The 26,108-nt window shown below is 69.0% G+C and carries 28 protein-coding genes; 2 read left to right on the top strand and 26 right to left on the bottom strand.

The window, feature by feature from the left end:
* Position 1: 1 nt before the first annotated feature.
* Positions 2 to 640: a Cap15 family cyclic dinucleotide receptor domain-containing protein gene (locus H297_RS0115495; RefSeq protein ID WP_027737796.1), complete on the top strand. Its 639-nt coding sequence runs from the start codon at positions 2 to 4 to the stop codon at positions 638 to 640.
* Positions 641 to 705: 65 nt separating this feature from the next.
* Here H297_RS0115495 and H297_RS0115490 read toward each other — a convergent pair whose 3' ends face one another.
* From H297_RS0115490 to H297_RS0115445, 9 genes are all read right to left on the bottom strand, one after another.
* Complete coding sequence (locus tag H297_RS0115490; RefSeq protein ID WP_027737795.1) at positions 706 to 1,110, bottom strand: hypothetical protein; 405 nt, start codon at positions 1,108 to 1,110, stop codon at positions 706 to 708.
* A gap of 105 nt (positions 1,111 to 1,215) precedes the next feature.
* On the bottom strand, positions 1,216 to 2,988 hold the full coding sequence (locus tag H297_RS0115485; protein ID WP_027737794.1) for a relaxase/mobilization nuclease domain-containing protein: 1,773 nt from the start codon (positions 2,986 to 2,988) through the stop codon (positions 1,216 to 1,218).
* Positions 2,988 to 3,653, bottom strand: a complete 666-nt coding sequence (locus H297_RS0115480) for a plasmid mobilization protein (RefSeq protein ID WP_027737793.1) — start codon at positions 3,651 to 3,653, stop codon at positions 2,988 to 2,990. The genes H297_RS0115485 and H297_RS0115480 overlap by 1 nt, the downstream gene beginning before the upstream one ends.
* Entirely contained in the window at positions 3,650 to 3,874 is a 225-nt protein-coding gene (locus H297_RS0115475) for a hypothetical protein (protein WP_027737792.1), read from the bottom strand. The genes H297_RS0115480 and H297_RS0115475 overlap by 4 nt, the downstream gene beginning before the upstream one ends.
* A gap of 102 nt (positions 3,875 to 3,976) precedes the next feature.
* The gene (locus tag H297_RS0115470) at positions 3,977 to 5,044 is read right to left on the bottom strand and encodes a DUF2637 domain-containing protein (protein ID WP_027737791.1); all 1,068 of its coding nucleotides are present in this window, start codon (positions 5,042 to 5,044) and stop codon (positions 3,977 to 3,979) included.
* Positions 5,041 to 5,607 carry a WhiB family transcriptional regulator gene (locus H297_RS0115465; protein WP_027737790.1) on the bottom strand — a complete coding sequence of 189 codons (567 nt, stop codon included), beginning with the start codon at positions 5,605 to 5,607 and terminating at the stop codon, positions 5,041 to 5,043. The genes H297_RS0115470 and H297_RS0115465 overlap by 4 nt, the downstream gene beginning before the upstream one ends.
* 118 nt (positions 5,608 to 5,725) lie before the next feature.
* Entirely contained in the window at positions 5,726 to 6,433 is a 708-nt protein-coding gene (locus H297_RS0115460; RefSeq protein WP_027737789.1) for an ATP-binding protein, read from the bottom strand.
* Positions 6,433 to 7,452 carry a hypothetical protein gene (locus tag H297_RS36570; protein WP_037794244.1) on the bottom strand — a complete coding sequence of 340 codons (1,020 nt, stop codon included), beginning with the start codon at positions 7,450 to 7,452 and terminating at the stop codon, positions 6,433 to 6,435. Before H297_RS36570 ends, H297_RS0115460 begins: the two co-directional genes overlap by 1 nt.
* Before the next feature lies 1 nt (position 7,453).
* Positions 7,454 to 7,780 (bottom strand): hypothetical protein, encoded by a 327-nt coding sequence (locus H297_RS0115445; RefSeq protein WP_027737787.1) that lies wholly within the window; start codon positions 7,778 to 7,780, stop codon positions 7,454 to 7,456.
* 552 nt (positions 7,781 to 8,332) lie between these two features.
* Here H297_RS0115445 and H297_RS0115440 point away from each other — a divergent pair.
* Complete coding sequence (locus H297_RS0115440; RefSeq protein ID WP_027737786.1) at positions 8,333 to 9,205, top strand: helix-turn-helix domain-containing protein; 873 nt, start codon at positions 8,333 to 8,335, stop codon at positions 9,203 to 9,205.
* Positions 9,206 to 9,386: 181 nt separating this feature from the next.
* On the opposite strand, the gene H297_RS0115435 is transcribed toward H297_RS0115440, so the two are convergent.
* The 17 genes from H297_RS0115435 to H297_RS0115360 form a co-directional block, all read right to left on the bottom strand.
* Positions 9,387 to 10,013 carry an HAD-IA family hydrolase gene (locus H297_RS0115435; RefSeq protein WP_027737785.1) on the bottom strand — a complete coding sequence of 209 codons (627 nt, stop codon included), beginning with the start codon at positions 10,011 to 10,013 and terminating at the stop codon, positions 9,387 to 9,389.
* A 283-nt stretch (positions 10,014 to 10,296) separates the two neighbouring features.
* Positions 10,297 to 11,529, bottom strand: a complete 1,233-nt coding sequence (locus H297_RS0115430) for an MAB_1171c family putative transporter (protein WP_027737784.1) — start codon at positions 11,527 to 11,529, stop codon at positions 10,297 to 10,299.
* A gap of 98 nt (positions 11,530 to 11,627) precedes the next feature.
* Positions 11,628 to 12,071: a hypothetical protein gene (locus H297_RS41705; protein ID WP_239142092.1), complete on the bottom strand. Its 444-nt coding sequence runs from the start codon at positions 12,069 to 12,071 to the stop codon at positions 11,628 to 11,630.
* A 504-nt stretch (positions 12,072 to 12,575) separates the two neighbouring features.
* Positions 12,576 to 13,340, bottom strand: a complete 765-nt coding sequence (locus tag H297_RS0115425) for a 3-deoxy-manno-octulosonate cytidylyltransferase (protein WP_027737783.1) — start codon at positions 13,338 to 13,340, stop codon at positions 12,576 to 12,578.
* A gap of 33 nt (positions 13,341 to 13,373) precedes the next feature.
* Positions 13,374 to 13,934 (bottom strand): NUDIX hydrolase, encoded by a 561-nt coding sequence (locus H297_RS0115420; protein ID WP_027737782.1) that lies wholly within the window; start codon positions 13,932 to 13,934, stop codon positions 13,374 to 13,376.
* A complete protein-coding gene (locus tag H297_RS0115415) occupies positions 13,931 to 15,052 on the bottom strand; it encodes an NAD(P)-dependent oxidoreductase (RefSeq protein WP_027737781.1) in 1,122 nt (373 codons plus the stop codon). The genes H297_RS0115420 and H297_RS0115415 overlap by 4 nt, the downstream gene beginning before the upstream one ends.
* Positions 15,053 to 15,083: 31 nt before the next feature.
* Entirely contained in the window at positions 15,084 to 16,082 is a 999-nt protein-coding gene (locus H297_RS0115410; protein ID WP_315904594.1) for an NAD-dependent epimerase/dehydratase family protein, read from the bottom strand.
* Positions 16,083 to 16,117: 35 nt separating this feature from the next.
* Positions 16,118 to 16,954, bottom strand: a complete 837-nt coding sequence (locus tag H297_RS0115405) for a phosphotransferase (protein ID WP_027737779.1) — start codon at positions 16,952 to 16,954, stop codon at positions 16,118 to 16,120.
* Positions 16,951 to 17,607 carry a histidine phosphatase family protein gene (locus H297_RS0115400; protein WP_027737778.1) on the bottom strand — a complete coding sequence of 219 codons (657 nt, stop codon included), beginning with the start codon at positions 17,605 to 17,607 and terminating at the stop codon, positions 16,951 to 16,953. Before H297_RS0115400 ends, H297_RS0115405 begins: the two co-directional genes overlap by 4 nt.
* 8 nt (positions 17,608 to 17,615) lie before the next feature.
* Positions 17,616 to 18,362: a phosphotransferase gene (locus H297_RS0115395; RefSeq protein ID WP_027737777.1), complete on the bottom strand. Its 747-nt coding sequence runs from the start codon at positions 18,360 to 18,362 to the stop codon at positions 17,616 to 17,618.
* A complete protein-coding gene (locus H297_RS0115390; protein ID WP_027737776.1) occupies positions 18,359 to 19,207 on the bottom strand; it encodes a class I SAM-dependent methyltransferase in 849 nt (282 codons plus the stop codon). Before H297_RS0115390 ends, H297_RS0115395 begins: the two co-directional genes overlap by 4 nt.
* Before the next feature lie 31 nt (positions 19,208 to 19,238).
* Positions 19,239 to 19,748 carry a P-loop NTPase family protein gene (locus tag H297_RS0115385; protein WP_027737775.1) on the bottom strand — a complete coding sequence of 170 codons (510 nt, stop codon included), beginning with the start codon at positions 19,746 to 19,748 and terminating at the stop codon, positions 19,239 to 19,241.
* A 96-nt stretch (positions 19,749 to 19,844) separates the two neighbouring features.
* Complete coding sequence (locus H297_RS0115380) at positions 19,845 to 20,897, bottom strand: glycosyltransferase family protein (protein WP_027737774.1); 1,053 nt, start codon at positions 20,895 to 20,897, stop codon at positions 19,845 to 19,847.
* The gene (locus tag H297_RS0115375; protein ID WP_037794238.1) at positions 20,894 to 22,612 is read right to left on the bottom strand and encodes a carbamoyltransferase family protein; all 1,719 of its coding nucleotides are present in this window, start codon (positions 22,610 to 22,612) and stop codon (positions 20,894 to 20,896) included. The genes H297_RS0115380 and H297_RS0115375 overlap by 4 nt, the downstream gene beginning before the upstream one ends.
* 8 nt (positions 22,613 to 22,620) lie before the next feature.
* Positions 22,621 to 23,571: a thymidylate synthase gene (locus H297_RS0115370; RefSeq protein ID WP_027737772.1), complete on the bottom strand. Its 951-nt coding sequence runs from the start codon at positions 23,569 to 23,571 to the stop codon at positions 22,621 to 22,623.
* A complete protein-coding gene (locus H297_RS0115365; protein ID WP_027737771.1) occupies positions 23,568 to 25,415 on the bottom strand; it encodes a hypothetical protein in 1,848 nt (615 codons plus the stop codon). Before H297_RS0115365 ends, H297_RS0115370 begins: the two co-directional genes overlap by 4 nt.
* On the bottom strand, positions 25,412 to 26,104 hold the full coding sequence (locus tag H297_RS0115360) for an HAD family hydrolase (RefSeq protein ID WP_239081533.1): 693 nt from the start codon (positions 26,102 to 26,104) through the stop codon (positions 25,412 to 25,414). The genes H297_RS0115365 and H297_RS0115360 overlap by 4 nt, the downstream gene beginning before the upstream one ends.
* Positions 26,105 to 26,108: the final 4 nt, after the last annotated feature.

Genomic DNA, 26,108 nt, shown 5'->3' with positions numbered 1-26,108 from the left:
GATGAACACCGCGACCACCATCCGCGCCGGCGCCACCATCGCCGCCACCCTCTACACGGTCGTCCTGGTCGTCCTGGGCCTGTACCCGTCCGAGTTCCGGTACCTCTTCGCGTACATCCCGGCCCTCGTGGGCTACGGCACTGTCGTGTTCGACAAGTGGGCCTGGCGCTGGCCCGTCATCCACCGCTTCACCGGCCGTGCCTGGGTCACGGGTACCTGGCGGGTAGTGCTTGTCCCGAGCTCGGAGAGCCACATCCCGGAGGGAGGGAACCGGGGTCCGATCATTACGTACATGACGATCGAGCAAACCTTCTGGAGCCTGCACGCCACGCTCCGCACGAAGGAAAGCACCTCGCGGTCGAGCAACGCCACCATCGGCGCCCCTGAGAACTCGGGAACTGCCGAGATCGGATTCCTGTACGACAACACACCCCGCGTGGAGCACCAGCATCGAAGCCCGCGGCACGAAGGGGCCTGTCGAATAGCGGTAACCGGTCTCCGGCCCAAGACTGCGACCGGGCACTACTACACCAGCCGGTTCACCGCCGGTGACATGGACTTCAGCCTGCTAGACCGATCGACCGACTACGGCACCTTCGCAGAGGCTCAGGCTGCCGACCCGGCGCCCGCCAGCAGCTGAAGATCAGAAGCGGCGAACCAGGAGGCTGGTGCCCCCAGCCGCCGCTTATTCCTTCCGGTGCTCGCCTACTCCAGGTAGATACCGGCGAATACGCCGTCGAACCCGAGCGCGGCCAAGCCCGCCTCGACACTCGGGTAGGTCGTCCCGTGCGGGCCGCCGACCAAGGCGTCGAAGTCGGCGCGGCTGATCTCGGGCTCGAGCCACTGGTTGCCGCATCGGCAGCGGACCCAGACGTTGCGCCCGTGGTTGATGAGCAGCCAGTCGCGTCGGGCACGGCAGGCGGAGCACATCGCGGGGATGCCGCCGAGAGCGAGTTCGCGTGAGTGGCCGACGCAGCGAATCGCCCCGGGTCCGTCGGCGGGCCGGGTCTCGGCCTGGAGCTGCAGCAGGGGGTTGGTACCAGTGGGGAGGACGGGCAGCGCGGGTGCCGGCTCCGTGGTTCGGGTGGTGGTTCTGAGCACGAGCGTCATCTCCCGGTTGTCAGTCCTGTCTTCATCCGTAACAGCCGGTAGACCGGCTGTCCATACATTTCGCGGCGTCCGCGTGGTCGGTGGTCGACTACCGGTTCGACCTGGTCAGCGACCCGGCGAGCGGCGGTTGGGGTCCTGAACAGTCCCGAGCGGTGCGGCTGCCGTCGCGTTCCGTTCGCTGGTGCGGCTGCTCAGCGTGGTGGCCTGGCGAGTGGCGGCCTGCGGACGAGGGGCACCTTCGCCTGGGTGTGCCGGGAGCTGGGCGATGCGCCGCAGGCGCCAGACCAGGACGTCGTTCACGTCGTCGGCGCTGTCGAGTTCGCGCATGTCGATGGCCTGGCGCAGGAGGGCTTCGGCGTCGTGGCCTGCCCACTCGGCCTGGGTGAGGGTGGCGATCAAGGCGTCGGTCCTCGCGTCCGTGCCCTGTGCCCGTACGACCTTCTCCGGCAGGACGGCGCGAAGGGTGGCTTCGTGCGTGCGGCGTTGGGCTTCTGGAAGGGCCCGACCTTGGTCCTGCAGCACTCGCATCGGGGTGGCAGCGGCCTGCCGGTAGGCGGTACGCAGGTGCGCGGCGGCTTGTCGGGAGGCGTGGGCCTGCTGAGCATGTCCGCGCGCGGAGTGCCAGCGGGCGGCGGCGAGGGTGACCAGGACGAGGGTGGAGACGAGCATCGCGGTGGTGCCGCCGTCCTCGCCTCGGCCGAGCGCCCCGCCGGCCTGGACGATGCCCCGGGCGGCTGAGCGGAGAGCCCGGGTGTCGGCGCGTTCGGCGCGGACATGACTGCGGGTCGCCCGCTCGAAGGCGCGAGCTGCGGCGGCCAGCTCGGCGCGGGTGGTGGCCGGTGAGGTCTGGGCCACCGCGTCGAGAAGTTCTCCGACGCCGACGAGCTGTGCGGCGGCGTCGCCGTCCTCGTCGCGTTCCAGGAGTGTGGCCGAGCGCTCGGCGATGACGGTGGCGTTGCGTCGTTGACGGGCGGGCGGTGACCAGTTCGTCCGGTCAGCGCCGACCGCGGGCGCGCTCGGCTCGGCGGCCCCGTCGGTGAGGCGTAGGCGAATCTTCGGGAGGGAGAGGTCGGGGGCCAGTTTGGAGCCGGGGTACCAGACCGGGTCTCCGTCGCGGTTGCGGTCGCCGGGCAGGGCCACGTTGTAGCCGAGCGCGTCACCGGAGGGAGCGTGCCGCAGCTTCACCCGCACCCCCGCCTCTCGAAGGCGCGTGAAGAACTCCTCCTCCGAATCCGCTCCCGCCACGGCTCGACGAACGGCCTCACGGAGCGTCTCGCGCGAGGTCTCCGGTCGGCCGGTGCGCTCGGCCTTGAACTTCTCAGCGCTGCTGGGATTCTTCGCTGCGGTTCCGTCGCCGGCGTTCAGGCGCCGCAGGCCCATCTCCTTCTCGATGCGGCGGCATTCGGCCTGGGCCTTGTTGAAGTCGTAGTTCAGGCGCGGGTTGCGCAGGTCGCCGCGTACGAGGGTGGCGACGATGTGGATGTGGTCCTCCGCGTGGCGGACGGCGATCCACCGGCAGCCGTCGGGATCTCCGTCCGGTGCGATGCCGGTGGTGTGAACGATGCGCTGGGCGACGGAGTTCCACTCCTCGTCGTCCAGCCGCCGGTCCCCCGGGGCGGTGCGGACCGAGCAGTGCCAGACGTGCTTGGCGGGCGCGCGGTCGCCGGCCTGCTTGACCCGCAGGTCCAGGGCGGCGGTGAGCCGGGCGAGGGTGACCTTCGGGTCGGGGTCGAGGCCGGTGTCGCGGCCGGGGTCGGGGGCGAAGCCGTCCCAGGAGCCGACGAGGTGCGCGTCAGTGTGCTCCTCGCGCCGTCCGGGGCCATACAGGTAGACGAGGAGGCCGTGGGTGCGGGAGCCGCGCCCGATGTCGGGAACCATCAGAGCCGCCTGGTCACCAGGTCGTTCGCCGCGTCATCGACTCGGGCGAGAAGTCCGGTCAGCACGCCCAGGGCGTGTTCGAGTTCACCGGCGCGCGGGTGGCCGCCGCTGTTGAGGACGAAGGCGATCTGGTTGATGTTGTTGCCGATCCGGGCCAGCGCGGTGCGCAGTGCGGCGAGTTCGTCGATGGCGGCGTCGAGCTGGTCGTTGCTGTGCACGGCGGCGTGTCCACGGGCGGCGCTCAGGCCGGCGGTGGCGAGGAAGCGGGCGACGGTGACGCCGCGCTGGGTGGCGGCGTCGCTGATCTCGGTCTTCTCGGTGTCGGAGAGGCGGGTGGTCGTCTTGCGGGCGCGCTCACTCGGGTTACGGCTGCGGCGGCGTGGGGTGCGGTCGGGGAAGGCGGGCGTGCTGGGGCTCGTCTGCTCGGGCTCGGCAGGGTCATCTTCTTTTCCCCCGGTGACCGGCGCCCTCTGGTGCCGGTTGCCCGGCTGGTCCCCGAGCGCCCTCGCTCGGGGACCAGCCGGGCTTCCCCCGCCCTCCTGGGCGGGGGCAAGTGCGTACGTCGGGCCGTAGGACCGTCGTACGCGATAGCTTGCTCCGCCAGGAGCCGTGGTGGGGTCACGCTGCTGTCCATCGGAGGTGGCCACCGGGTCGTTGGTGTTCACCGGCTCGTCTCCGGGTCCTGCTGCTGGATTTCGCGGACGAGTTCCTCGATCCAGTCCATGGCCAGGACGGGGTGGTGCAGGGTCCAGGGCCGGTCGTGCTGCTCGCGTTGCACGATCCAGGTGGTGTCGGGGCCGGGCTGGGCGCGGTGGAGGTGTCCGTGCTGGTGCAGGACGGTCAGCCAGGAGTCGACTTCGGCGGGCGTGGCCGGGTGAGTGCGCATCGGATGCTCTCCGCTTCTGCTGTGGCGGGATGTCTCGGAGACATGCGGAGCGGGTGACCGGCCGGGGTGACCGGCTCGGTCACCCACTCCGTGGAGGTTCGGTCAGCGCCGGGAGGAAGTGACCGGCTGGCGGTGCTGCTCGCGCAGCTGGGCCATCAGCGCGGTCAGGGTGTCGCTGGACAGCGGAATCTGCTGACCTCGGATCGCCTGGGCGACCACCTTGCGGGTGAGTTTGTCCTCGGCCCTGACCGCCGACCGGGCGATCTTCAGCAGCTCCTCGGTGTCCGGGTCAGGTCGCCGGCCACCAGTCGGCTGAGCGGCCCGGTCAGTGACCGGCGGCGAGGTGACCGGCGGGGCACTGACCGCCGCCGGGCTGCCCTGGCCATCACCGACCGGGGCAGCGCCGTCGGGGCGGTCAGCGCCCGTCCGCCCCTTGTCCACCTGTCCCGGCAGGTCAGGGGCACCGTGCCTCCGGTGGTGGTGGTCGGTGACCGACTGGCCGTTGGCGGCTGGGGTCGCGTCTCCGGTCACTGACCGCGTGGCGGTGTCCTCGTCGGCCGGGGACAGCGGCAGCCGGTCGGTCAGCGCGGTGACCGCCTGACCGGGCTTGACCTGACCGACCGCTGACCGCTGCTGACCGGCCCGGTCGGTCCGGGTGACCTCGATGGCGTCGCCTCGGTCGGTCTGACCGAGGTGACCGGGCTCACCGAGGTTCTGTCGGTCAGCGTCCGTGACCGGGCCCCGGGCAATGAGGATGTAGAGGTGGACCGCTCCGGCCAAGGCCAGCGGGGCGATGGTGGAGAGCACCGCGACCACCGCATCGCCGAGCTGGAGGCCGGTGCCGGCGACCGTGTCCTGGTTGATGCGGACCGCGTGGAGCGCGTTCGCCCAGATGCTGGCGGCGGTGGCCGAGCCGAAGAGGGCCCAGACGTAGAGCCGGGCGCGGAGCGGTGCGTCCCGCAGGACCAGGAGGGCTCGGATGCCGTACGCGATGAACCCGTCGATCACCAGGGGGAACAGGTAGGTAAGGAAGCCTCGGATGTGGATGGCGACGGCCATCTGCTGCAGGGCGTCATACGACAGCGCGCATCCCGCGCCCCCGAGGGCCACGACAGCCGCGCGGTCCCACCCGGATATGTGCGCCGTCTTCGGCGCGCTTGCGGTGTTCATGCCGCCGTCCCGAAGTCGTCGCGGATCAGGCGCTCGCCGCTGGTCTCGGGGGGTGGGGTGTTCGTGGTGGGCTGGTTCAGGGTTCGGTTGCGCTCGGCCCGGCGGATCTCTCGGTATCGCTTCTTGGCGTGTTCCTCGGTGACCTTCAGAAGCCAGGCCAGGCGCTGCTCGCTCACCCCGTGGCGGTAGGCCGCGTACTCGACCGCGCGGCGCTCCGTATGGGTGAGGTGCACGTCGCGTCCGGCGATGGTGGCATTGACGCGGCTGTAGTCGAGGCGGCTGGCGAGCTTGTCGTGCAGCGGCCCGCGCTCCTCTTCCGTCAGGCCGCCACGGATCCCGTCGGTGTCACCCCCTTCGAGAGCGGCGTCCAGGCAGGTGCGCCGGACCGGGCACTGGCCGCACAGGGCCTTGGCCGTGGCGATCTTGGCGGTCTCGTCGGGTTCGGGGAAGAAGACTTCGGGGTCCACCGGGTTGTACTCGGTGCTCTGGCAGACGGCGTCGGCCTGCCAGGACTGGTCGCCGAGCTGACGGTGCTGGGCGGGGCCGTTCATCGTGCTGGTCATGCGGGGTGCTCCGATCGCTCTCCGCGCGCAGGGGCGTCGGCGGAGAGGTGCGCTAGCGGTAGGTGCCCGGGGGGACGGCGGTGCGAGGGCGCGGTCCGGCGGGGTGGCCTGTGGAGGGTCAGGCGGCGGCGCTGTGGCGTCTGCGGTCGACGGCCTCGAACTCGACTCGGGTGGTCATCTGCGCGAGCCTGCTGGCGACTCGGTCCCCGAGGTAGGAACGCAGGTCCTTGATCGCCAGGTTGGTCGTGATCAGCGTGGGGAGTTCGTAGTTGTACCGTCGGTTGATCAGCCGGTACGTGATCTCTTCGACCCACTCGCTCGCCTTGGCCGCGCCGAGGTCGTCGATGATCAGCAGCGGGCACCGGCTGACGGCCGCCAGCTCCCGCTCGCTGTCGACCCCGGGCCGGGGGCGGAGATTGGCGTAGAGGTCGGCGGCGGTGGTCGCCCGCCAGCGCGCGCCGACCCCGCTCTGCACCAGCGCTCGGACCGCGCCGTACGCCTGGTGCGTCTTGCCCGCGCCGACGACCCCGGCCATCAGCAAGCTAGGGCCGGTGGTGACCTGTCGTCGGGCTCCTCGGCTGGGGGCGACGGCCGCCTCGGTGACCTCCGCGACCCAGTCCAGGACCCTCGGGTGGTCGGCGACGGCCGCCTGGTAGCGCGGGGGCATCCCGGCCAGGAGGGCGTCGAGCGGGGAGAACGGCTCGGGGTCGTCGGGGAGCGCGGCGGCGTCGGCCGGGTCGATGTTGCGGGCGGCCAGGATCCGGGCCATGCGCTCCAGGGTGCCTTCGTTGCCGAGGAGCTGCGGTTCGCGGTGACGGGTGTGCATCACAGCTCCTCGGCGTAGGCGGCGGAAGCGTTGGCCGGGTTGGTCCACGCCTGGTGGGCGGGCACGTTAGGCCGGATTCCCGGCCGCGCCAAACCGCCGGGGCGAGCGTTCATCGCCTCGTTGACCATGCTGGTCAGGACGCTCGGGTGCTTGGGGTTGGCGGTGAAATTCGCCAGCCCGGCCCGGATGTGCACCGGAGCGATGCCCTCGTCCAGGAGCTTCTTGATGATCCGTCCGAGGTGCCCGATCACGTCGCTCGGGGGGCGCTGGTCGCACCCGGCCACGTACTCGCCGACGAGATCCTTGGCGGAGATGCCGGCTGCGGGCGCTGTGCGCCCCGTAGGGACAAGAGATCCAGGATCCAAGATCCTAGATCCAGGCGCCGAGCCTTCGGGGAGGCTTCGGGGAAGGGTCGAGGAGCCGTCGGGGAAAACCCTCTGACCTGCACTTTTAACTCCAGTGCGTCCAGGTGCGCTGACGTCTCCGTCGGCGGCCTCCTGTCGGTCTACGGCTGGCCCGTCTGCCTGTTCCGGAACCGTCGGGGCGGGTGAGGCAGGCAGATTGAGGGCTCGGGGTGCCCTCCCCGAGGTCTCGGCGAGTCCTCGGGGAGCCGTGGGCGAGCCCTCCGCCCTCCGGGTGCAGGAGCCCTTGCAGGGTGCGCACCGGTCGGCAGCCTGGTGCTGCGGGCACGAGGGCAGGCGCGACTGGCTCGGCTTGTCGATCTTCTGGTGCTCGGACCAGGTCACGATGTGGAGGTAGAGGCGGCCGTCGCATCCGCTGTATCGGCAGATCAGTCCGGCATTCGCGAGCTGGTGGAGGTCGTCTTCGACGTGGACTGAGGTGTGCTCGGCGCGCAGAGGCCAGAGGAGCCCCGCGATGATCGCGGCGTTATCCCGGTGGCGACCATGGTCGTCGGCCTGGGTGAGCAGGCCGAAGAAGGTCCGCTCGGCCGCCACGGTCACTTCGGCGAGCGACTCGGAGGTGAACGCCTCCGGCTTGACGGTTCGGATCCGGGCCATGTCAGCGTCCCCGCTCGGCGGCGACCAGGTCGCTGCGGGTCAGGGTGGCGTCGGCAAGGCAGAAGATGTGCGGGCGCATCCAGTCCACCTCCGGCCAGACCCGCAGGATCCAGCGTGCCGCGATCCTGGCGGTCGGGCGGCCCAGCTCCAGGGTCCTCCCGGCCTCGTCCTTGGCGACGGCGTGGAGACGAGGCCACGTTTGCGTCGGGTCGGTGAGGCTGACCCGGATCGTGGCCGCCCCCGGGATCATGTCGGCGAGCTGGGCGGCAAGGCGCTGCGGACGGCCGTCGTCCGGGCAGGCAGGGGTTCCGCTCGGCATGGCGAGCATGCGATACTCCGTTGTTCGTAGGAGCGCGGAGCGGCGGTCTCGTGCAAGAAGCCCTGCCGCCCGCGAGATGTGTAATTGGCGCCCTCGGGGTGCCAGCCCGGCGCTTGGGAGTTGGTAGCTCCCCGGCGCCGGTTTCAGTTTCCAGGCCAGATCACGGGTCGTATGCCAGCATCCGTCCCGTCTCCTTTCCGCTGGTCATCGACCCCTTTCCGGGCCCTGCCCGGCGTGGGACGACGAACATATGCAGACCCCGCGGGCAAGTCCATCCCGTTGCCCGGAAGATCATTTGCGGTCAGCCCACCCGGCGCTGGCCGGGTCCACGCAGGTGACGCCCACAGCGATCGGCCTCGCCCGGAAGCACGTATGACGCCTGTTGCGTGAGCGCTCATGGCAATGGAATATGCACAGGGGTCCCCCAGAGGTCGGCACCGTAGAGTTGGGCCTGATCGACAGGTGCGATACGGAAACGTACGTCAGTTTCAGAAATGCATCAACCCTGGCTTACAGTTGACCCGACACCAAGCCCATAGCCACCTCGCAGCAGGAGTCCCCGTGCCCCCACGTCAGTTCGACGGCAGCCTCGTACGCGCTGCCCGCCGGCGAAGGGACATGCATCAGAGGGAGCTGGGCGAGCTGGTAGGCGTCAGCGGCGCCACCGTCGCACGATGGGAATCGGGCAAGGACTTTCCCAAGGGCGAGAAGCTGCCTGCGATCGCGACGGCGCTCGATGAGCCTCTCGACGAGCTGTTCCCTCACGAGGGGCCTCCCGACCTGCAGCTCCTGCGGTGCGACGCCGGTCTCAGCGTGGCAGAAGCCGCAGAGGTCCTCGGCGCAAGCCGGGCGCCGGTAGCCAATGCCGAGTCCGGGCGGCGCAGGCTCAACGCCAGCTACATCCGGCCGCTGGCGGCGGCGTACGGGGTGACCGAGGAGAAACTCCTCGCGGCCCAGGATCGCTCGTTCGGCGTGCGGCCCACCCCCCCGAGTGACGATCAACAGACCGCACCGCGCACCATCGGCGAAAAGATCAACTTTCTCCTGCAGTACGGCTCCACCGATGAGACGGCGATGTCCGATGCAGACATTGCGCGGCTCGTGAATCAGCACGCGCCAGGGGCAGCTATCACCGCCGACGACATCAAGGAGTTGCGTGAAGGCGCGGCGACCGCGGCACCGGATGAAGTGCGCGCCGGCCTGGCTGACGCCTTCCAGGTTCCGCACTGGTTGTTCGGCGATGACGCCGAACTGAGTCCCATGGTCCAGGAGTTCCTGGAGGCTGTCCGCTTCATCGGCTCGATCCGTCAGGGACAGGTCCTGGGCTTGGCCGCACGCGGCAGCGAGATCTTGTCGATGAAGGCGATGGCCGACATCAATCGGCTCGTAGGAGAACTAAGACACAAGCTGTCCGAGGTTCCGAACAAGGAGTGACCCTGCCGGTCTAGGCGGGCGCAGCAGTTCCCCCCTAGCTCTTTCGGGCTCGTGGCGACCCTCGACCCCCCAGCCTGACCAGGTCATGACAGACCTCAGACCTGAAACGCGTAGGGACTTCGGCTCGCCCCTGCGGGGGCGGAGCCGAAGTCCCTACGTTCAGGCGAAACTCGACGGTGCTCTAAGCGGTCAGGTCGACACCCAGAAGCTCGGACAGGGTCGCGACCGTCTGCTCGGGGTTCTGATTATGCACTCCGGCGAGGCCGAGCTGCTCCGCTGCCTGCACGTACGCCTCGGTGTCATCGACGAAGATGCACTCGTCCGCGGGCAGGCCCATGAGCTTGAGCGTGATCTCGAACAGCTCGGCGTCGGGCTTGCGCATCATGTGGTGCTCGCTGATCACGACGACGTCGTACAGCTTCTCCAGCTCGTAGCCCTCGTACAAATCCCACGGCGCCAAGCCCACGGAGTTGCTCAGAATGCCGACCTTGATCCCGGCCCGGCGAGCTGCGGCGGCTGCGTTGATCAGCAGCGGCTCAGGACGGAGGTCACCGAAGATCCTCCCCATCAGTCCGTCCGCCGGCACATTCAGCATCCTGCCGGCGAACTCGTTCCACTCGTTCTGGGACACGACACCGCGCTCCAGATCACTGGTGATCCGGACGCCCTCCGGGTCCGCGTACAGGGCGGTGAGGCAGGCACCTTTGGGGAGCCCTTCGCGCTGCTCAAACGCCAGCACGGCGGGCAGCAGGGGGGTGGTGAGAACGCCTCCGAAATCAAGAATGAGGCCGGTACGGCGGTTGGACATGCGGGGAACTCCATCGCTGATATCTCGGACGCTCGTCCAGACCGGAGAGCGCCGTGGACCCGGCGCACACGGCGCTCGCAGAAGCTGCTGCGCATCGCAGGCCAGGAAGTGCACTTACGGGGCGGAGCAAAACCTTATGTCCGCGCTGCCAACGGTACCAGTGGCGGCTAGGGCTCGGTGGTGCCGAATCTCACGAAGCCATTCAAGATCGCATCTATGAGTAGCTAGTCGCGTACGCCGCGAACACCGACCAGTCACCGCTCTACGTGCCATCCCAGAGCTACTACCGAGCATCCGTTTCTAGCGTCAGGGAGTTATCGAGAACTTCCCGCGCCTGATCTTCGGTGATCTGTGAATAAGCCGCGCTGACTCGCTCGTACCAGGCTGCTTCACTATCAGTGTCGACGAACGGTTTTTCTCGCAGAAGGGCAGCCGAGGATGGTTCGGCGGATTCGGCGTTAGACGCGAGGAGTCCAGCCTTTATCCAGTACGCCTCTGCGACGGGCTCAGGATCAGGTTGCGCGGAGGCCATGTCTTCTGCGGCGAACATGAGATTACGCGGAACGTAGTAACGCAGCTTCTCGCAGGCGTCAGAGATATCTTGCGTCCATCGGTCCAGACGGACGTCGATAGGCACGCGCAACTGTAGGAGTTCAGTTACTCGCCGTCCAGGCGGGTACAGACTTGTTCCGGGAAAAGCTTCAACCAGATCGAACCATATGGGATAGATCCGGTACAGGGTGCGGAACGTTTTCCAGCGTGCCACTGCCGCACGGGTTGTCGGAATGCTTGCCCCTACGGCAACGATAACGAAGAGAAGGTTCATCCAGATTGCAGTGGCATCGACAAGGAACCTCACCGTCGATTCGCCGAGAGGAAATGTTACGGCGATCCACAGAATAGAGATTCTGGCTATCGTGTGGATGAGCCCCATCCACATCGCGAAACCCATCAAGCCCAGACCGATGCGCATACTCGTGCTCTCGGCTCGACGCGCCGCCCTAGTCCACTGATAGCCACACACGGCAGTGGTGACAAGCGGAAAGAAATAGAACACGGTCATGTAGAGAGCGACGCCCCATTGCCCGGCATGGTCAACGAGGAAGTCTTCGCTTTGCTGATCTCGTTTCACCACGGTGAAGAACAGGACCGCGAGGAGAATTACACCCACCGCTCCGGCCCTGTAGGAGGCTCGGGCGACCCATCGTGAGAACTCCACGTGTCTGGGCACGACTGCCTCAGCAGTCTTGCCGTAGCTGGTGGCTACGTACGTCAGCGCCGCCATGATCGCTGCGGTGCTGGCGAAGTGCCGAAGTAGAGCGCTGAGATCGACAACAGGAATGCGGTCGACCGCGTCCATCGCTGCGGGGGTGTACAGGCACAGAGCGACCGCGAATCCGGCGTAGCCACCCCACAGTGCCCTGCGGTGCGCATCGCCATATCTGACAGCCGGAAAACGCCAGATGGATATCAGCGTCATGACTGCCGCAGTGAAGTATTTGAAGAAGTCGAACACGGGATCAGTCAATATCTGTGCATGCCGCACCTGCCGCCGCATGCGGGCTCTACAGGGCGCGAACTGACTACTGGGTGGCCATTGCGATAATTGCTGTACTACCGCCGCCGTCGCGGTGGAGCGACCGGGTGCGCCAGGGAGTACTCCAGCAGGCTGATTACGTCGTCCCCGGTTGCCGACTGACGACGGGCCAGCCGCTTGATCAGTGAGGCCGAAAGCTCCGCCTGCTTCTCTTCGTGGCTGTCGAAATCAACGCGCGCCTGAACCAAGGCCGACGGGTAACGCCGAAGAACTTCTTGCCGAATGCGTTCAGGTACGTAACGCTCGATCTCGGCAGCCGTCAAAGAGGTGCCGTGATCCATCCACTCATGCGCGATCTCATGGAGGATGATGTGTTCCGTTCGATTTCGACTAGAGCGACGCCGGTAAAGAATGATGGTCACTTCGGGGGTCTTCACCCGCAGACCGCAAGCTGTTCCGAGGCCCCCGTCGGGGTCATCCAGCGGAACCAACTGGATCTCACGCCCTAGAACCCCTTCCATATTGCCCACCAGCGTCTCAACGCTGAAAGGGGTTGGTATAGGGAGATCAGCGAGCTTCTTCTCGCATTCCCTCACGAGGTCGCGACGTGAAGGATCCCTACGCCAAGGCATAGTCTCTCCATTCTGCTCACTGTAAACCCCACACCTAGGCGCGTACGCGAGGCGCTAGCAGGCGGCAGCCCGTGGTCGATGCGCGCGACGGGCGACCCGCACGCGCTGTCGCGCCTAAGCGTACAAGGGGGATTAAGCGATCACGCGAGAAGGAGATGTTGCGAAGGTCACCCGAGTGCGGCAGATCACTATCTCCATTCAAGATCGAAAAAGCTGCTTCGCTCCAATATTGATCTTGAAATTCCTCCGGAGAGTGGGCCGCCGTGAGCGCTGCGCTAGGTCGCCGCCGAATATTCAGCGCTCCACAGCTAACCCGTCACCTTGCTTGCGTAGTTGATAGTGGGGTTTTTCAACCGCCCCGCGAGTAAGCGCGGTTGCGGGCGAGAGAATGACTCAACCGCGACGACCGAGAATGCTTTCGGCTCGCGCGAGATCCTCTGGGGTATCTACCGCCACACCGTCGTCTCGGACAGGGATCATCCGCACGGCATGGCCGTGTTCGACGAAGCGCAGTATCTCCACGCCCTCCGCACGCTCCAAGGGCCCCTGCTGAAGCTGGCGGAAGCGCTGGAGAGCATGGGCTGTGAAGCCGTAGAGACCCAGCTGACGCAGGTACTTCGGCCGGTCTCCCCTCGGGTACGGGATGGGTTGACGCGAGAACATGAGTGCCTCACTGCGCGCCGTGACGACGACCTTGACGACGTTGTGGTCCAACACGTCGCCGACGTCGTCCAACTCGGTGTAGGCATTCACGGCGAAGGTGTCCGCCGGGGAGTACTCCAGGGCCTCCGAGATGTCGTCGATGGCCGTCGGCGAGAGGAACGGCTCGTCGCCCTGGACGTTGATGTACCCGTCGGCCGGCAGGTGCTCGGCGACCTCCGCGACGCGGTCGGTGCCGGTGAGGTGCTCCCCGGTACGGATGCAGTCGATGCCCAGTTCGCGGCACGCCGCTTCTATGCGTGCATCGTCCGTGGCGACGATGGCTCCGTCGAGGCGTTTGGCCTCCAGGCAGCGCTGGTGGACGTGCCAAAGCAGCGGCCGGTCGCCGAGGCGGGCCAGTGGTTTGCCGGGGAAGCGGGAGGCGCCCCAGCGGCAGGGTATGACGGCGATGTACCGACGCGGTCCGGCGCCGGTCGGTCTGGCTGTGGTGGCGGCCACGGCGTCCTCCTGGTGGTCAGTACGAGCGGGGCTTCAGGTGAGCTGGGCGATCTTGGCGCGGACGGTCGACGAGGTGACGGCCGCGAACGGCCGCCACTGGTAGCCGTCGACCTCCTCCTCCTGGAGGGTCACCGCGTGTCCGGTGCCGAGGTGGAAGGCCCAGCGGAAGTCCACGTGGTGGTGCGCCGGCTCGTTCTTGGACGGGCTCGCGTCGATCGCGTGCACGTCGATGTCGAGGGGAACGTCCTCATAGCCAACGAGCGGGACGACGGCAGTGGGCGGGATGCCAGCCTCCTCGTGGAGTTCGCGCAGGGCGGCGTCGCGCAGCTGCTGGTCGGACGGCTCGTTGTGCCCGCCGGGCGCCAGCAGCTTCCTGGTCGCCTTGTGCAGGACGTGGAGGACCTCCCGTTCGCCGTTGAAGAGGATGGCACTGCAGGTCACATGGGCGGGGAAGGTCTTGCGGCTGGTGGGATCGTCGGTGCCGTCGAGGGCTGCGAAGAGCATCGTCAGGTTGCCGCGTTCGTCCGAGTGGCGGGCGAGGTACGCCTCGGTGGCGGCGCGGATGTGTTCGGTGGAGGGGGGCAACGAGGTCACCTTTCGAAGTGGCGGAGCCAGGTCTTGGCGATGGCGTCGCGGTCGGCCGCCGGCATCTCGTGCAGTCCGGGTTGGAATCGCGCGTGGCTGAGCGCGCCGGTGGCGGCGAGTATCTCGGCCTGAACGAGGTGGATGTAGGTGCCGACGGCGGCGCCGTGCACGAAGTTGACGGCACCGCCGTCGGCGAGAACGTAGAAGTAGTGGCCGGTGACCTCGTAGCGGGTCAACTGGGGTCCGACGGGGTGGCGTTCGTAGAGGTCGTCGAGGCTGCCGAGTTCGAGCTCGTCCTCGGAGGACGTCACCGATCCGAGGTATGCGCCGTTGCGCAGGGCTGCGAAATCCTCATGCCGGAGGGCGAGATTGCCGGTGGCGCACAGGACGAGTTCCGCGTCGCGGACGGCCTCGGTGGTAGACGCGCTGGTGCGGAAACCAAGGGCGTGCGCCTGTACCCGCTTGACCGCGTCGTTGTCGTACACGGTGACGCGCAGGTCCTGGGCGCGCAGAGTCTGGGCGATCGAGCGACCGATCTTGCCGAAGCCGATGACGCAGGCGCTGCGACTCGTGAGGATGTCCCCGCGGGCGCGGACGAGGGCGTCGGTCGAGAACACGATGGACCGGCCGACGAGGTGGTCCTCGCAGTCCTTGAGCGGTGAGCGGGCCACGGACACGACGGGGCACGGCAGCGAGCCGAGGGCCGCGTACCGCTGGTGCCCGTTCTCGGTGTCCTCGACGACGCCGAGGATGCGGCCGGAGAACTTCTCCACGAGGGTGTCGAGGCTGGCCGCGAAGTAGCCGCCGATGTCGACCAGGACGATGTCCTGGCCGCTGGCCGTGTCCTCCAGGTAGTGCAGGGCGTGGGTCTCGTCGGTCAACCGCTCCCGGCTCAGGTCGTGGACCGGCAGGGTGCGGCGGACGGTGTCGAGGGTCAGCTGGTGGATCGACCGAGGCTTGGGGAGGACGGCGCCGATCGTGGACACCGCGGCCATGGCGCGCAAGAACGCGGGGCGTTCCGGGAGCAGGTGGGTGACGACCAGAGTTGTGATCGCCTGCCCGGCGGGGAACTGCGCGGTGATCCTCCGAAAGAAGGCATCCAGCCGTGCCCGCTCGGGGGTTTCCATGAGCACTCCTCTCATGATCCGACGGGGTCGCCTATGCGGCACGGCTGTAGTCCGGCACCGGGGCGGCCAGCGCCTGCATATGGGCGCGCAGTCCGCTGTGGAGGTCGACGCGCGGCTGCCATCCGAGGACCTCTCCGGCACGGCCGGGGTCGGCACGCGTGAAGATCACGTCCCCGTTGCGCACGTGGTCCTGGTGGAGCTGGATCTCGCGGCCGGTGAGACTGTTGGCGATGTTGATCACGTCGAGCAGGGAGGCGTTCGAGCCGCCGCCGACGTTGATGGCACCGTGCGCGTTCGGGACGGTGCCGGCGGCGATCGTGGCGGCGACCACGTCGTCGATGTAGGTGAAGTCGCGGCGCTGGTGGCCGTCTCCGTACAGGCGCAGGGGCTGTCCGGTCAGGGCGGCGTACAGGGCACGGTGGGTGAACATGTCGGCACGCTGGCGGGGGCCGTAGACAGTGAAGTACCGCAGGGCGACGACCTCGGGGCCGACGGGGCGCTCGGCGTAGGCGAGGCAGAGCTGCTCCTCGGCCAGCTTGGTCACGGCGTACGGGGAGGCGGGGTTGGGGCGGTCGGTCTCGCGGCTCGCGTCGCCGTCGGTCGGTCCGTAGACGCTGGACGAGGAGGCGACGACCAGTCGGGGGACGCCGATCCGGGTGGAGGCGTCGAGGACGCGGTGGGTGGCCAACACGTTGGACGCGAGGTAGTCGCCGAACTGCGGTCCCCAGGAGGGCCGTACCCCGGGGATGCCGGCGAGGTGGAAGACGGTGTCGGCGTCGATCAGGAGCGGTTCGATCGCGCAGTGGAGGAGGTCGGCCGTGACGTGGTGGTATCCCTGACGGCCCCGCAGCGCGGCGAGGTTGGCGGCGGCCGTCGGGTTGGAGGACGGGTCTCGGCGGTCCACCCCGATCACGGTGGTGCCGGCCTGAACAAGGGCGTGGGCGAGGTGGGAGCCGATGAATCCGGCGGAGCCGGTAACCACGGCCCGTCGGAGGGAAGCGTTGGTCAGGGGCTGCTCGTGCTGTGGCACGGGGATCTCCAGAGGGGTGTCGTCTAAGGGTCTGGTCAGGCGAGCCGGGACAGGACGGTTCTGCCGTGTGCGCTGAGGGCGGTGTCGTTCTCCTGGTGGCCCTTGACCAGGGCTGTGGCCGCCTCGATGGCGCCGAAAGACTCCAAGAGGCGGCGTTCGGTGTCGTTGAGGGAGCGTCCGTAGCCGTCGAAGAAGGCGGTGCGCAGGTGGGGTGCGGCCTGCCAGCGTCGGAATTCGAGCCGGGCGAAGTCGCGGACCCGGGCGTCGCGTCGCATGTGCTCGAAGTCGAAGATGCCGAAGGTGTCGCCGAGCAGCCAGTTGCGCGGCTGGTAGTCGAGGTGGCAGATCGCGCTGTCCATCTGGCTGGTGCCCAGGATCACCGCGTGGTGCTTCAGCAGGTTCTCCTCGGCCGCGTCGAGCAGGTCGGCGTGGACGGCCCGGCCGATCCACCCGTGGAACCGCTCGGCGAGCGAAGCGCCGACGGCACCGCCCAGGGGCATGGCCTTGGCCCGGTGCAGCTTGCCCAGCACGTGCCCGGCCTCGTGGTGGGCCACCTCCTCCTCGGGTGAGCCCGGAGCGAAGGTGTCCGCGCGGTGGCCTGCGAGCGCGGTGAGCAGCAGGGTGCGGGTGGCATTGTCCCGGCCGACCAACTCTGGGGCATGGCCGCTCAGATGGGTGACCCACGTCCGGTAGGCGTGGAGTTCTGCGGCGTACCGGTCTCGCTCGGCGTGCTGCTTCGCGATGAACTGACGCCCGCCGTCGGCCACCAGGCGTATGACGCGGGGCGGGAGCGCGGGGTCCGCTGCGATGTCGACTGCGCCTAGGAGGTGGTGCGCCAGTTGTATTCGGGGGTCGCGCGAGGTCGCGATCACGGGGTCGGCTCCGGCGTGAGGAGACTGAGGTGCTCGGTGTCGTTGTGCCGGTCGAGCATCCAGCGGTTCTGGCCCAGGCGGTTGCGGTGGTGCTGCCAGCGGGTGATGGAGGCGTGGTTGTGGGTGAATCCGGCGGGCGAGCCGATCGGGATGCCGAGCAGCAGGGTGTGCGCGGTGATCACCGTCTCCCCGTGGGCCGCGAAGACGACGCGCTTGTCCCGGTTCTCCGCGATGAGCTGGCTCAGGTTCCTGCTGGCGCGCTCCAGGAATCCGTTCCAGGTGTCGGAGCCGTTGGCCCAGGGTGTGTCGGGGTGGGCGTGCGGCCCGCCGTCGGCGGCCGTCTTCACCGCGTCCCAGGGCCGGCCATCGGCGTCGCCGTGGACCGGGCCGTCGAGTCGGTCGTCGTGGTGCACGGGGATCTGGAGCGTCTGGGCGATGATCTCGCCGGTCTGGACGAGACGGATCCGCGGACCGGTGTAGATGACGTCGAAGGGCTTCTTCAGGTGCTCGGTGGCCAGGCGGCGTGCGGCCTGTTCGGCCTGGGCATATCCGAGGTTGGTCAGGCCGGTGCAGGTGCGCGGGCCTCCGACGAGGCCGTCGGCGTTGCACTGGGCCTGGCCGTGCCGGACGAAGACGAGTTCGGTGGTGATCATGAGGCTCCTCAGTGGCTGAAACGGAGGGGCAGGCTGTAGCGGTAGCCGTTGCGACCGATGTACGGGGCGGTGAGCACGGCGTGCAGGGCCAGCGAGCTGTCGAGCTGGTTTCGGTCCGTCGTTCCCAGCCGGGCGTCGTGTCGTAGAGCTGCCGCGTTGTACGCGAGCAGGGCGTTGGTGACGGCTTGGTCCGGAAGCGGCCCGTAGGTCAGGTGGAGCGTCGCGATGAGCTTGGCGAGGTCGTAGCCCATCGGGGCCAGGGACAGGTCGTCGGTGTCGACGGCGATGATGTCCCTTCTGGTGACGATGAAGTTCCGGGGGTTGCTGTCCTTGTAGAAGGCGCAGGGCCCTTGGGCCGTCGTTTCCAGCAGGCCGAACATCGCGTGCAACGCGGCCTTGTTCGGCAGGTAGCCCTGTTCGTGGCGTCGCCGCAGGGCGCGATTCCGGGGGCCGAGGTAGTCGTCGAACCTGGTCCCGTCCCGGAAGTGGTGCGGGATGTGCAGCGAAGCGGACCGCAGATCGCTGGCCCAGGCAGCACCGTGGGCGTGACCCAGCAGTACCGCGACGCGCGGGAGGTCGTCCGGGCGCACCGAGCGACCTTCGATCCGTTCGAACGTCAGGCTGTTCGCTCGGACGGTGAGGAGCGCCGGCTGCCGCAGTGGCTTGGCGTGCTCGGTGAGCCACTGGTAGTGGCGCACCGCCCCCGCCGCACGCTCCGGTTTCGTGTAGGGCTTGGTGAAGGGCGCGAGGGTCATGCCATCCGCCCATCGTTCGGCTGGGCGACGACGAAGGTGATCCGGGACCGGGTGGTCAGCGGCTCGTCGGGAAGGAACTCGTGCAGGGTCGCCGCCAGGGCACCGGGGTTGCCGTACAAGCCGGGCGCCAGGTCGTACTTGGGGTTGGTGGCCAGGTACTGCGCCGAGTGATCGTGGCCGTCGAAGGTGAAGACGTGCTCCTCGTCCAGGACGGCGATCACGTCGAGCGAGGAGGCGGCGATGTCGGCCAGGTTGTCGCTGTGGGCTGCGGTGTACAGGCTTTCGTGCTGGGCGGCACGCGGATCGAGACCGGCGCAGGCGACCAGCTGGTCCATCTCCCGATAGCTGTCGAGGCCCTTGGTGACGAGCACGGCCACACCACCGGGGGCGAGGACCCTGGCGATCTGTCCGACGACGTCCTGGGGGCGCGGCGAGTGGTAGAGGCAGAACGCGGCGACGACGACATCGCTCGACCTGTCGGGCAGAGGAAGGTCGTGGAAGTCGCCTTCGACGAACTCCACCGTGCTGTCGGGCAGGTTCCTGACGCGCTCGCGCGCCTGTGCGAGCAGGGCGGGGGCGGCGTCCAGGCCCACGACGCGCTCGGGCCGGAGCCGCTCGGCGAGGATGAGGCTGCTCGTGCCGCGACCGCATCCGATGTCGAGCACCGCGCCGAGCCGGTCCGGCCGGGCGTGATGGGTCTGCACCAGGCTGACGATGGTCTCGGGCACCGGGTGTCCGGCGGTCTTGGCCCGCATCAGGGCGCTGGTCCGCCCGGCCAGCCGTGAGGCGTGTCCGTACAGCTCCGGCTGCCGGACGGGGTCCAGGAACGGGTTGGACTCGTTCATGCCGCACCCCCTGACCGGGGGCGCTGGCCGGTCAGGACTGCTCGGCGGCGACCCTCCGTAGCCAGCGGCGCGTCTGGCGCCGGTTGGCCAGCAGCACCACATCGGCGCGGGAGCCGAACTCCTCGATCTTCGCCATCACGCGGGGCCGCATCTTGCGCCGGTACGTGGCGACGTACTTGATCACGCCCCAGTGGATGCGGTTGTGCACCCCGTTGCCCTTGTGCCCCGCGCCGTGCCGGATCTGCCGGGAGAAGATCCCGTACAGCGCCGCCACGGTCGACACGTCCATCAGGACCACGGTGTCGCAGGCTTCGAGCCGTACCTGCAGCGTCGAGTTGTAGTTGCCGTCGATCACCCACCGCGGCTGCGCGACCAGCTCGCGCTGCACGTCGGTGAACTTGTCCATGGGCAACGCGTTCCACTCGTCGTCGTAGAACGCGGCGTCCAGGTGTGTCACCGGGGCGTCGAGGATCCTGCCCAGTTCGCGGGCCACGTGGGATTTGCCGCTGCCTCCGCAGCCGACGATGGCGACCTTCTTCATGGTGCTCCAGCGTAGAGAGGTTCGGGTGTCCGGCGGACCCATCCTCCGGGACGCGCCCGGAGGATCCGCGCGCCGTGGTCGATCGAGCGGTCTGCATCAGGCAGCTCCCCGCTCGGTCGCGGTGGCCTGGAGGAGGCCGTGCAGGACGGACTCCAGGGTGTTGACCTGCTTGCACAGGCCGAACAGGCGCAGCCGGTCCACACATGCGGCGATCAGGGCTGCGTGCTGCTCGGTTCCGGCGATCTCGCGCAGGTAGGAGAGGCGTTCGAGCACGTCGTCGCCTGAGCGCACGACCAGCTCCTTCGGGACGAACCGGTCGGCGAAGCGGATGTCCGCCGGGGCCAGCGGCAGGCATCCGGCGAGCACGGCCTCGAAGATGCGCTGGGTCATCTGCCCAACCGCGGCGTACCGCTCGGGCAGCATGAGCACCGTGGCCAGGGACCGGCCGTAGACGTCGGCGGCATCCTCGAACGGGATCCGGCCCGCGAAGCGGACGTGCGGCCAGCGGCCGGTCTTCGTCCACTTCCCGGCGACCAAGTGCTCGACGCGGGCGGCGGCCGGGGCGAAGAAGCGGTCGAAGGGCTCGTCCCGGTCGTACTGGTTGCCCACATAGCCGAGCGCGAGATCCCGAGGCCGCGCCGCGAGGGTGAGGGGATCGGTCTGGGCGAGGAGGTCCTCGGCGACGGGGAAAAGCAGCGAGTGCGCGCCGGGGGTCGGGGTGAGCGCGGCCTCGCAGACACGGGTGTGGGCCGTGCGGCGCCACACGCTCTCGGCGCGCAGGGTGCGGTCCTTGTCCCAGATGACGGTGGATGTCCGGTGCCGGGCCGTGTAGTGGTTGATGAGCCGGGCCTGCCGATGGAGGTCGCAGGTGTGCCCCTCGCTGCCGCACACGGTGGTGTTGCGGCCGGGGATCGCCCAGCGCCACTCCAGGAACAGGGCGTCGATGCCGGGCAGGCCGTCGTCGAAGGTGTACGCGCCGCCGAGGTCGTCACCGGCTTCGAGGCGGTCGCGGTCGGGTTGGAGGAAGACGATCTCGTGACCGCGGGCAAGAAGGGCGTCGATGAAGGGGCGGCGGTGGCTGCGGCCTCCGTCGGGAGTGTCGGTGATGCCGTTGCCGAGGAATCCCCAGAAGCTGTATCCGATCTTCATTTGGTGATCCACCGCCCTTCGAGGAGCAGGGCGTCGAGACCGGAGTTGGCCAGGCAGTCCAGGGCCATCTCGGGTGTCCCGCAGATCGGCTTGCCCTTGACGTTGAGGGAGGTGTTGATCAGCACGGGGATGCCGGTCCGACGGCCGAAGGCGGTCAGCACCGCGTGCATGAACGGGTTCTGCGACGGGGTGACGGTCTGCAGGCGGGAGGTGTCGTTGGCGTGCACGATGGCCGGCACCCGCTCGCGCGTCAGGTCTGTCACCCCGGAGGCCATGGACATGTACGGGGCCGGCTGGCCGAGGGTGAAGAATTCGGCGGCGCGCTCGGCGGGGACCACAGGGGCGAAGGGCCGGAACGGCTCGCGGAACTTCACGGTGGCGTTCAGCCGCTCGACGACGCCGGGTTCCAGTGGGGAGGCGAGGATCGAGCGGTTGCCCAGGGCACGCGGTCCGGCTTCGACCCCTCCCTGGAAGAGTCCGGCGATCATGCCGTGGGCGAGCTGGTCGGCGAGGAACTCGGCGCTCTCGATGCCGAGGGTCTTCTGGTGGAGGCCGGGCCAGGGGGTCAGGTCGAGGGGCTGGTCCTCGTAGGAGGGGCCGAGGTAACAGTGGCGGGCGATGCCGGCGACCGGGCGAGGGCTGCGCCCATCGACGTGCACGGCGAGGGCGGCCCCGATGGCGGTTCCGGCGTCTCCGGGTGCCGGCGGGACGAACACCTCGTCGAAGATGCCAGCCTCAACGATCTTCCCGATGCTGACGCAGTTCGTGGCGACGCCGCCGCCCACGCACAGACGCCGGGAGCCGGTGAGCGCACGGGCACGGCGGGCAAGGTGAACCATCACCTGTTCGGTCCGCTCCTGGAGGGCAGCCGCCAGATCTCGGTGGACGTCGGTGAGCGGCTCGCTCGGGTGCCGCTCAGGGCAGGTCTCGGCGATGAACCGCTGGGACGTCCTCGGGTATCCCGAGGTGAGGGTGCGCGTCGGGAAGTAGCCGGGGTGGATTCGAAAGCCCGTGGCCGTCGTGCGGACGGCCGTAGTGAACAGGTTCCGGAAGCGGGCGGAGTCGCCGAGAGCGGCCAGCGCCATGACGGTGCCTTCCTCGTCGCCACGCCTCCAGCCCAGGTGCTCGGTGACGGCGCCGTACACGTATCCGAGGGAGGCCGGGTCGTTGATCGCTTCCATGGGCTGGAGGCGGGGGCGCTGGATGCTGTGGCCGTGGGCGATGGTGGTGGTCTGCCGCTCGCCGAGGCTGTCGACCACGAGCACGGCGGCTTCCTCCCAGCCGGAGGCGACGAAGGCCGTGAGCTGGTGGGCTCGGTGGTGCAGGATCGGTGTGACGCGGGCCGAGGGGAACTGGCTGCCAAGGACGCGCAGCCGACGCCGGGTTCGCAGGGCGACCTTGGCGAACCCGTGGGCGCGGGCCAGGCTCCGGTCGTGTGTCATCGGCGAGAGCGCCATGCGCAGAGCGGCGGGCGATTCGGCGAGGTAGCGGACGGGCTGGAAGTTGTAGGCGACGGCGTCCACGTCGCCGGCGCTCAGCTTGGCCTGGTCGAGGAGCCATCCCACGGCGAGGGCCGGATAGAGCTTGGTGTGCTTCTGCTCGGAGAGGCGTTCCTCCTCGACGAAGCCGACGAGTTCACCGTCCACGAGAAGGGCTGCCGACGAATCGTGGGTGTACGAGCACAGGCCGAGAATCACGGAGGGGGTGCGCTTCATGGCGGCGGTCACCTTGCCCCGGCCGTGGCGGCGCGATTGGTCGAGCGCCGCTCCAGCTCTCCGTACCAGGCGGTGAGGGCCTGGCCGAGGGGCCCGTCGATCGTGTCGGCCGCCCGCCACGCCTGCTCGCGCTTGCCGTCCTTCCACAGCCGGTAGCTGCGCAGAGTCTCGGCCATCGCGTCCCAGCCGGGGTGACCGGTCACATCACGGGCCTCGACCTGGTCGAGCAGGCCGTCGAAGCCGTTCCAGGGTGTTCGCAGGTCGGGCATGATCTCGCTCGCCGGAAGCGAGGTGAGCGCGTCGGCCTGCTCGATGTGCTCGTCGTAGATGTGCAGCGAGCCGATGTGCAGGTGGAACTCGCCGAGTTCCGCGTCGAGCCATCCGGCGACCAGCTCGTGCAGCACGGTGTAGAAGAACACGTCGTACGGCATGCCGATCCATACGTCCTGGCCGCGCATCGTGGTCGCCATGTGCAGGCGGCCGGCGCGCAGGTGGAACCGGAATCCGAGGGTGCAGGGCACGTCCTTGTGCCCTGCGGCGTCCTGGGCCGGGTCGTAGAGCTGGATCAGGGCTCGCCGGGAGTCGGGGTCGGCCTGGAGGATTTCGACGACGCGGGAGAGCTGGTCGACCTTGCCGGCCCAGTTCCGCATCCTGGGGCCGTACGCCCCCAGGAGGACGCCTTCGTCGGCGAACTGCCGCAGCCGGTTGTTGTAGTCGAAGATCCACGGCGCGTCGGATCCGGAGAGGTGCCAGACCGTCTCGGCGACGGCGAAGGCCGGGTTCACGATGCGGGCGGGCGGGGCGTAGAGCAGGCGGGCGCGCGGCTGGGTGAGCAGCAGGTGCACGTCGCGGACTTCGTGGGTGGCCATGCCCCGGGGGCTGATCTTCTCGCCGGACTTGGCCAGCGTGACGGCGCCGGAGAACAGCTCGGCGATGCTGTCGGCCGTGAGGGATGTCATCGGACGGATGCTCCTTCGTCCTTGGGCGACGCAGCGGCGCCCGGGTGGTGGTGGGTGGAGTCGTCGGCCCTCGGGCCGGAGGTGGCGCGGTCGGTGATGAGCCGGGCAATCCGAGCGGCACTGTCTCCGCGCCACCGGCAGACCGCGTCCAGGGATGCCCGCGGGATCGACGCGGGGCCCCCGCGCACGCCGGAGAGCGCTTCGGCGATGTCCCCGGCGGCCTCGCACCGGGTCGCGAGTCCGTGACCGGCCAGGCCCAGGGTGCGTTCGCCCGGCGGGCCGATTTCGAGGATCGGGATGCCCAGCAGCGCGGCTTCGATCCCGCACGTCGAGTACGCGCTCGCCACTGCATCAGCACCAGCGAGGCAGCCTCGGGCTCCGACCCTGGGATCGGCCACCGCGACAGGCGGCCCGCCGTCCCGCTTCACCAGAGCGGTGAAGGCGTCGGCGCCCTGTGCCGGGTGTGGAGCGATGACGAGCCCCCAGTCGCCGCCCGCCTCGGCAAGCCCGTTCAGGAGGAGGTCCGCGTGGCACTTGAGGTGACCGGGGTTGAAGGGCTGGCATGCCCACACCGCGATCCGGGTCGGCCCACGTCGGCCCCCCGAAGCGAGCAGCTTCTCCAGGTACCGCCGCTGTGCCTGGCGGCTCAGACCGGCGAGGACGTCGAAGCGGGGCTGTCCGAGTACGTGCACCTCGGCCTCGGGGTGGCGCGCCCACCCTCGGCCCAGGGCGAGGTCCCGCTCGCCCATGACGATGATGTCGCGGCTGTGCAGGGCCGGCCAGGCGACCGATTCCGCCGTCCACGCCCCGTGCTGGACGTGCACCGAGTTCGCTCCGTGCCGCTCGGCGGCATGCGCGGCCAGCACGCCCAGGGGGCTGGTGTCGTTGCTCAGCAGGACGGTGTGCGGTCTGGTGGTCGACAGGATGTCGTCGAGCCAGCTCTCCGCCCGCACCACCGTCCGCCACGACGGCTGGGTGCAGCCCCCACTCGTCTCCAAGAGTACGGACAAGAGCCTTACGATCCGGGCAAGTTGGATGCCGTGGCCTCCCACCTGGACGACGTGCTCGTCGTCGGGACGGTGGAGGCCCTCGGCAGTGCCGGAGACGGTGAAGAGGTCGCTCGGGGCCGAGCGCAGTTCGATACCCCTTGCCGGTCCCGCGCTGCACCGCTCGGCGGCATCAGTGGCGAGATCGAGCAGGAGGCTCCTCTGCCCGCCGCGCGCCAGTTCGGCGAGAACCGGGGTCAGCGTGGCAGCGTGGCGGGAGGTCCACGACAGCGCCAGAACGTCCCGCCGTCCGAGATCCGAGGGGAGCGGACTCGGCTCCGTGTTCGCCGTACCCGTCCGGGTGCGGTTCCGGAGCTGGGCGGAGCGGGTCGGGTTGTGCGGTGCCGCAGCACCGAGCACGTACGCGACGCCGGACCACGTCACGGTGTAGGCCAGGTACTCACGCGAGCTGCTCGAACGCAGTCCCACGAGCCCTTCGTACCGGGCCAGGGTCACGGGCCCCGGGGCGGAGGCGAACGGTTCCCAGGAGTTCAGGGCCAGGAGCTTGCGCACGATCTCGGCGACGAAGCGTCGCACGGGGACGTGCTGGACGTGGAGCCAGTCGGCTCCGCCCGGGGTGGCGGCCCACTTGGCGCTGTAGCGGTCGACGGCCTCCACGACGTCTTCGACGCCGGAGCGCAGTAACTGCTTGTCGACGGCCGTCGCATCAAGGTCCGTCGTATGGATGTGGTCGGTTCGCGCGTGCGCCAGAACGCCGGTTCCGACGAGAGTCCACGTCGGCTTCCCGACGTTGGAGGAGCGGACCAGGCCGAGGCCACCAGTGGTGCGGGGGCTCACACCGTGCTCCCCTCGACGAGCTGCTTGGCGGGGAGGAGGCTCAGCAGTTCCCTGGGGGACGAGACCGTCTCCGGGGCGGGAGCCGTCGGCTGCCCGTAGCCCCACCCAGCGTGCACATAAGGGACGCCGGCGCGTGCGGCCGACTCCTGGTCGACCGCCATGTCACCCACGTAGACGGCGGAGGCGGGGTCGACTCCCAGGTCGACCAGCGCCAGGAGGAGCGGGTCCGGGGCCGGCTTCGTCCGGCCCGCGCCGGCGGGCGTGCGGATGGTCGCGAAGGGACACCCGAGGCGCGCGAGGAGGGGGGCCGCCCGGTCGACGTGCTTGGACGTCACGACGCCCAGCCGCCAGTCGGCGGCCACGAAGGCGTGGAGCGTCTCGACGATGCCGGCGAACTCCTCCGCGAGGTGCGCGGTGGACACGGACTCCGCCTCGTACGTCCTACGGACCGCCTCGGCATCGGTCACGCCCAGGCGCTCCATGATGTCCCCGAACTCGCGACCCAGGTGGCGCTCGTAGTCACGGAAGGGGAGCGTGACGCCGTGGATCTCCTGGACCCTCTGCCACGCCTTCCTCATCACGGGACGCGTGTCGAGCAGGACCCCGTCGAGGTCGAGGAGAAGAGCGCGCGACCCGTGGGCGCTCGGCGCGGCCGGAGCGGGTGGCGATCCGCAAGCGGGAACGGTCATGATC

This window comes from Streptomyces sp. CNT360, from assembly GCF_000424785.1.
The sequence above is the reverse complement of the archived record's forward strand: the minus strand, read 5'-3'. Positions and strand labels throughout refer to the sequence as shown.

What these genes read in the sequence shown, in the direction of transcription:
- H297_RS0115375 (WP_037794238.1), bottom strand. Translation starts at nt 22,612, where the DNA reads ATGAAGCGCACCCCCTCCGTGATTCTCGGCCTGTGCTCGTACACCCAC.
- H297_RS0115390 (WP_027737776.1), bottom strand. Translation starts at nt 19,207, where the DNA reads ATGAACGAGTCCAACCCGTTCCTGGACCCCGTCCGGCAGCCGGAGCTG.
- H297_RS0115445 (WP_027737787.1), bottom strand. Translation starts at nt 7,780, where the DNA reads ATGCTCGCCATGCCGAGCGGAACCCCTGCCTGCCCGGACGACGGCCGT.
- H297_RS0115395 (WP_027737777.1), bottom strand. Translation starts at nt 18,362, where the DNA reads ATGACCCTCGCGCCCTTCACCAAGCCCTACACGAAACCGGAGCGTGCG.
- H297_RS0115415 (WP_027737781.1), bottom strand. Translation starts at nt 15,052, where the DNA reads ATGGAAACCCCCGAGCGGGCACGGCTGGATGCCTTCTTTCGGAGGATC.
- H297_RS0115495 (WP_027737796.1), top strand. Translation starts at nt 2, where the DNA reads ATGAACACCGCGACCACCATCCGCGCCGGCGCCACCATCGCCGCCACC.
- H297_RS0115470 (WP_027737791.1), bottom strand. Translation starts at nt 5,044, where the DNA reads ATGAACACCGCAAGCGCGCCGAAGACGGCGCACATATCCGGGTGGGAC.
- H297_RS0115475 (WP_027737792.1), bottom strand. Translation starts at nt 3,874, where the DNA reads ATGCGCACTCACCCGGCCACGCCCGCCGAAGTCGACTCCTGGCTGACC.
- H297_RS0115485 (WP_027737794.1), bottom strand. Translation starts at nt 2,988, where the DNA reads ATGGTTCCCGACATCGGGCGCGGCTCCCGCACCCACGGCCTCCTCGTC.
- H297_RS0115435 (WP_027737785.1), bottom strand. Translation starts at nt 10,013, where the DNA reads ATGTCCAACCGCCGTACCGGCCTCATTCTTGATTTCGGAGGCGTTCTC.
- H297_RS41705 (WP_239142092.1), bottom strand. Translation starts at nt 12,071, where the DNA reads ATGGAAGGGGTTCTAGGGCGTGAGATCCAGTTGGTTCCGCTGGATGAC.
- H297_RS0115385 (WP_027737775.1), bottom strand. Translation starts at nt 19,748, where the DNA reads ATGAAGAAGGTCGCCATCGTCGGCTGCGGAGGCAGCGGCAAATCCCAC.
- H297_RS0115490 (WP_027737795.1), bottom strand. Translation starts at nt 1,110, where the DNA reads ATGACGCTCGTGCTCAGAACCACCACCCGAACCACGGAGCCGGCACCC.
- H297_RS0115460 (WP_027737789.1), bottom strand. Translation starts at nt 6,433, where the DNA reads ATGCACACCCGTCACCGCGAACCGCAGCTCCTCGGCAACGAAGGCACC.
- H297_RS0115370 (WP_027737772.1), bottom strand. Translation starts at nt 23,571, where the DNA reads ATGACATCCCTCACGGCCGACAGCATCGCCGAGCTGTTCTCCGGCGCC.
- H297_RS0115400 (WP_027737778.1), bottom strand. Translation starts at nt 17,607, where the DNA reads ATGATCACCACCGAACTCGTCTTCGTCCGGCACGGCCAGGCCCAGTGC.
- H297_RS0115360 (WP_239081533.1), bottom strand. Translation starts at nt 26,104, where the DNA reads ATGACCGTTCCCGCTTGCGGATCGCCACCCGCTCCGGCCGCGCCGAGC.
- H297_RS0115380 (WP_027737774.1), bottom strand. Translation starts at nt 20,897, where the DNA reads ATGAAGATCGGATACAGCTTCTGGGGATTCCTCGGCAACGGCATCACC.
- H297_RS0115465 (WP_027737790.1), bottom strand. Translation starts at nt 5,607, where the DNA reads ATGACCAGCACGATGAACGGCCCCGCCCAGCACCGTCAGCTCGGCGAC.
- H297_RS36570 (WP_037794244.1), bottom strand. Translation starts at nt 7,452, where the DNA reads ATGGCCCGGATCCGAACCGTCAAGCCGGAGGCGTTCACCTCCGAGTCG.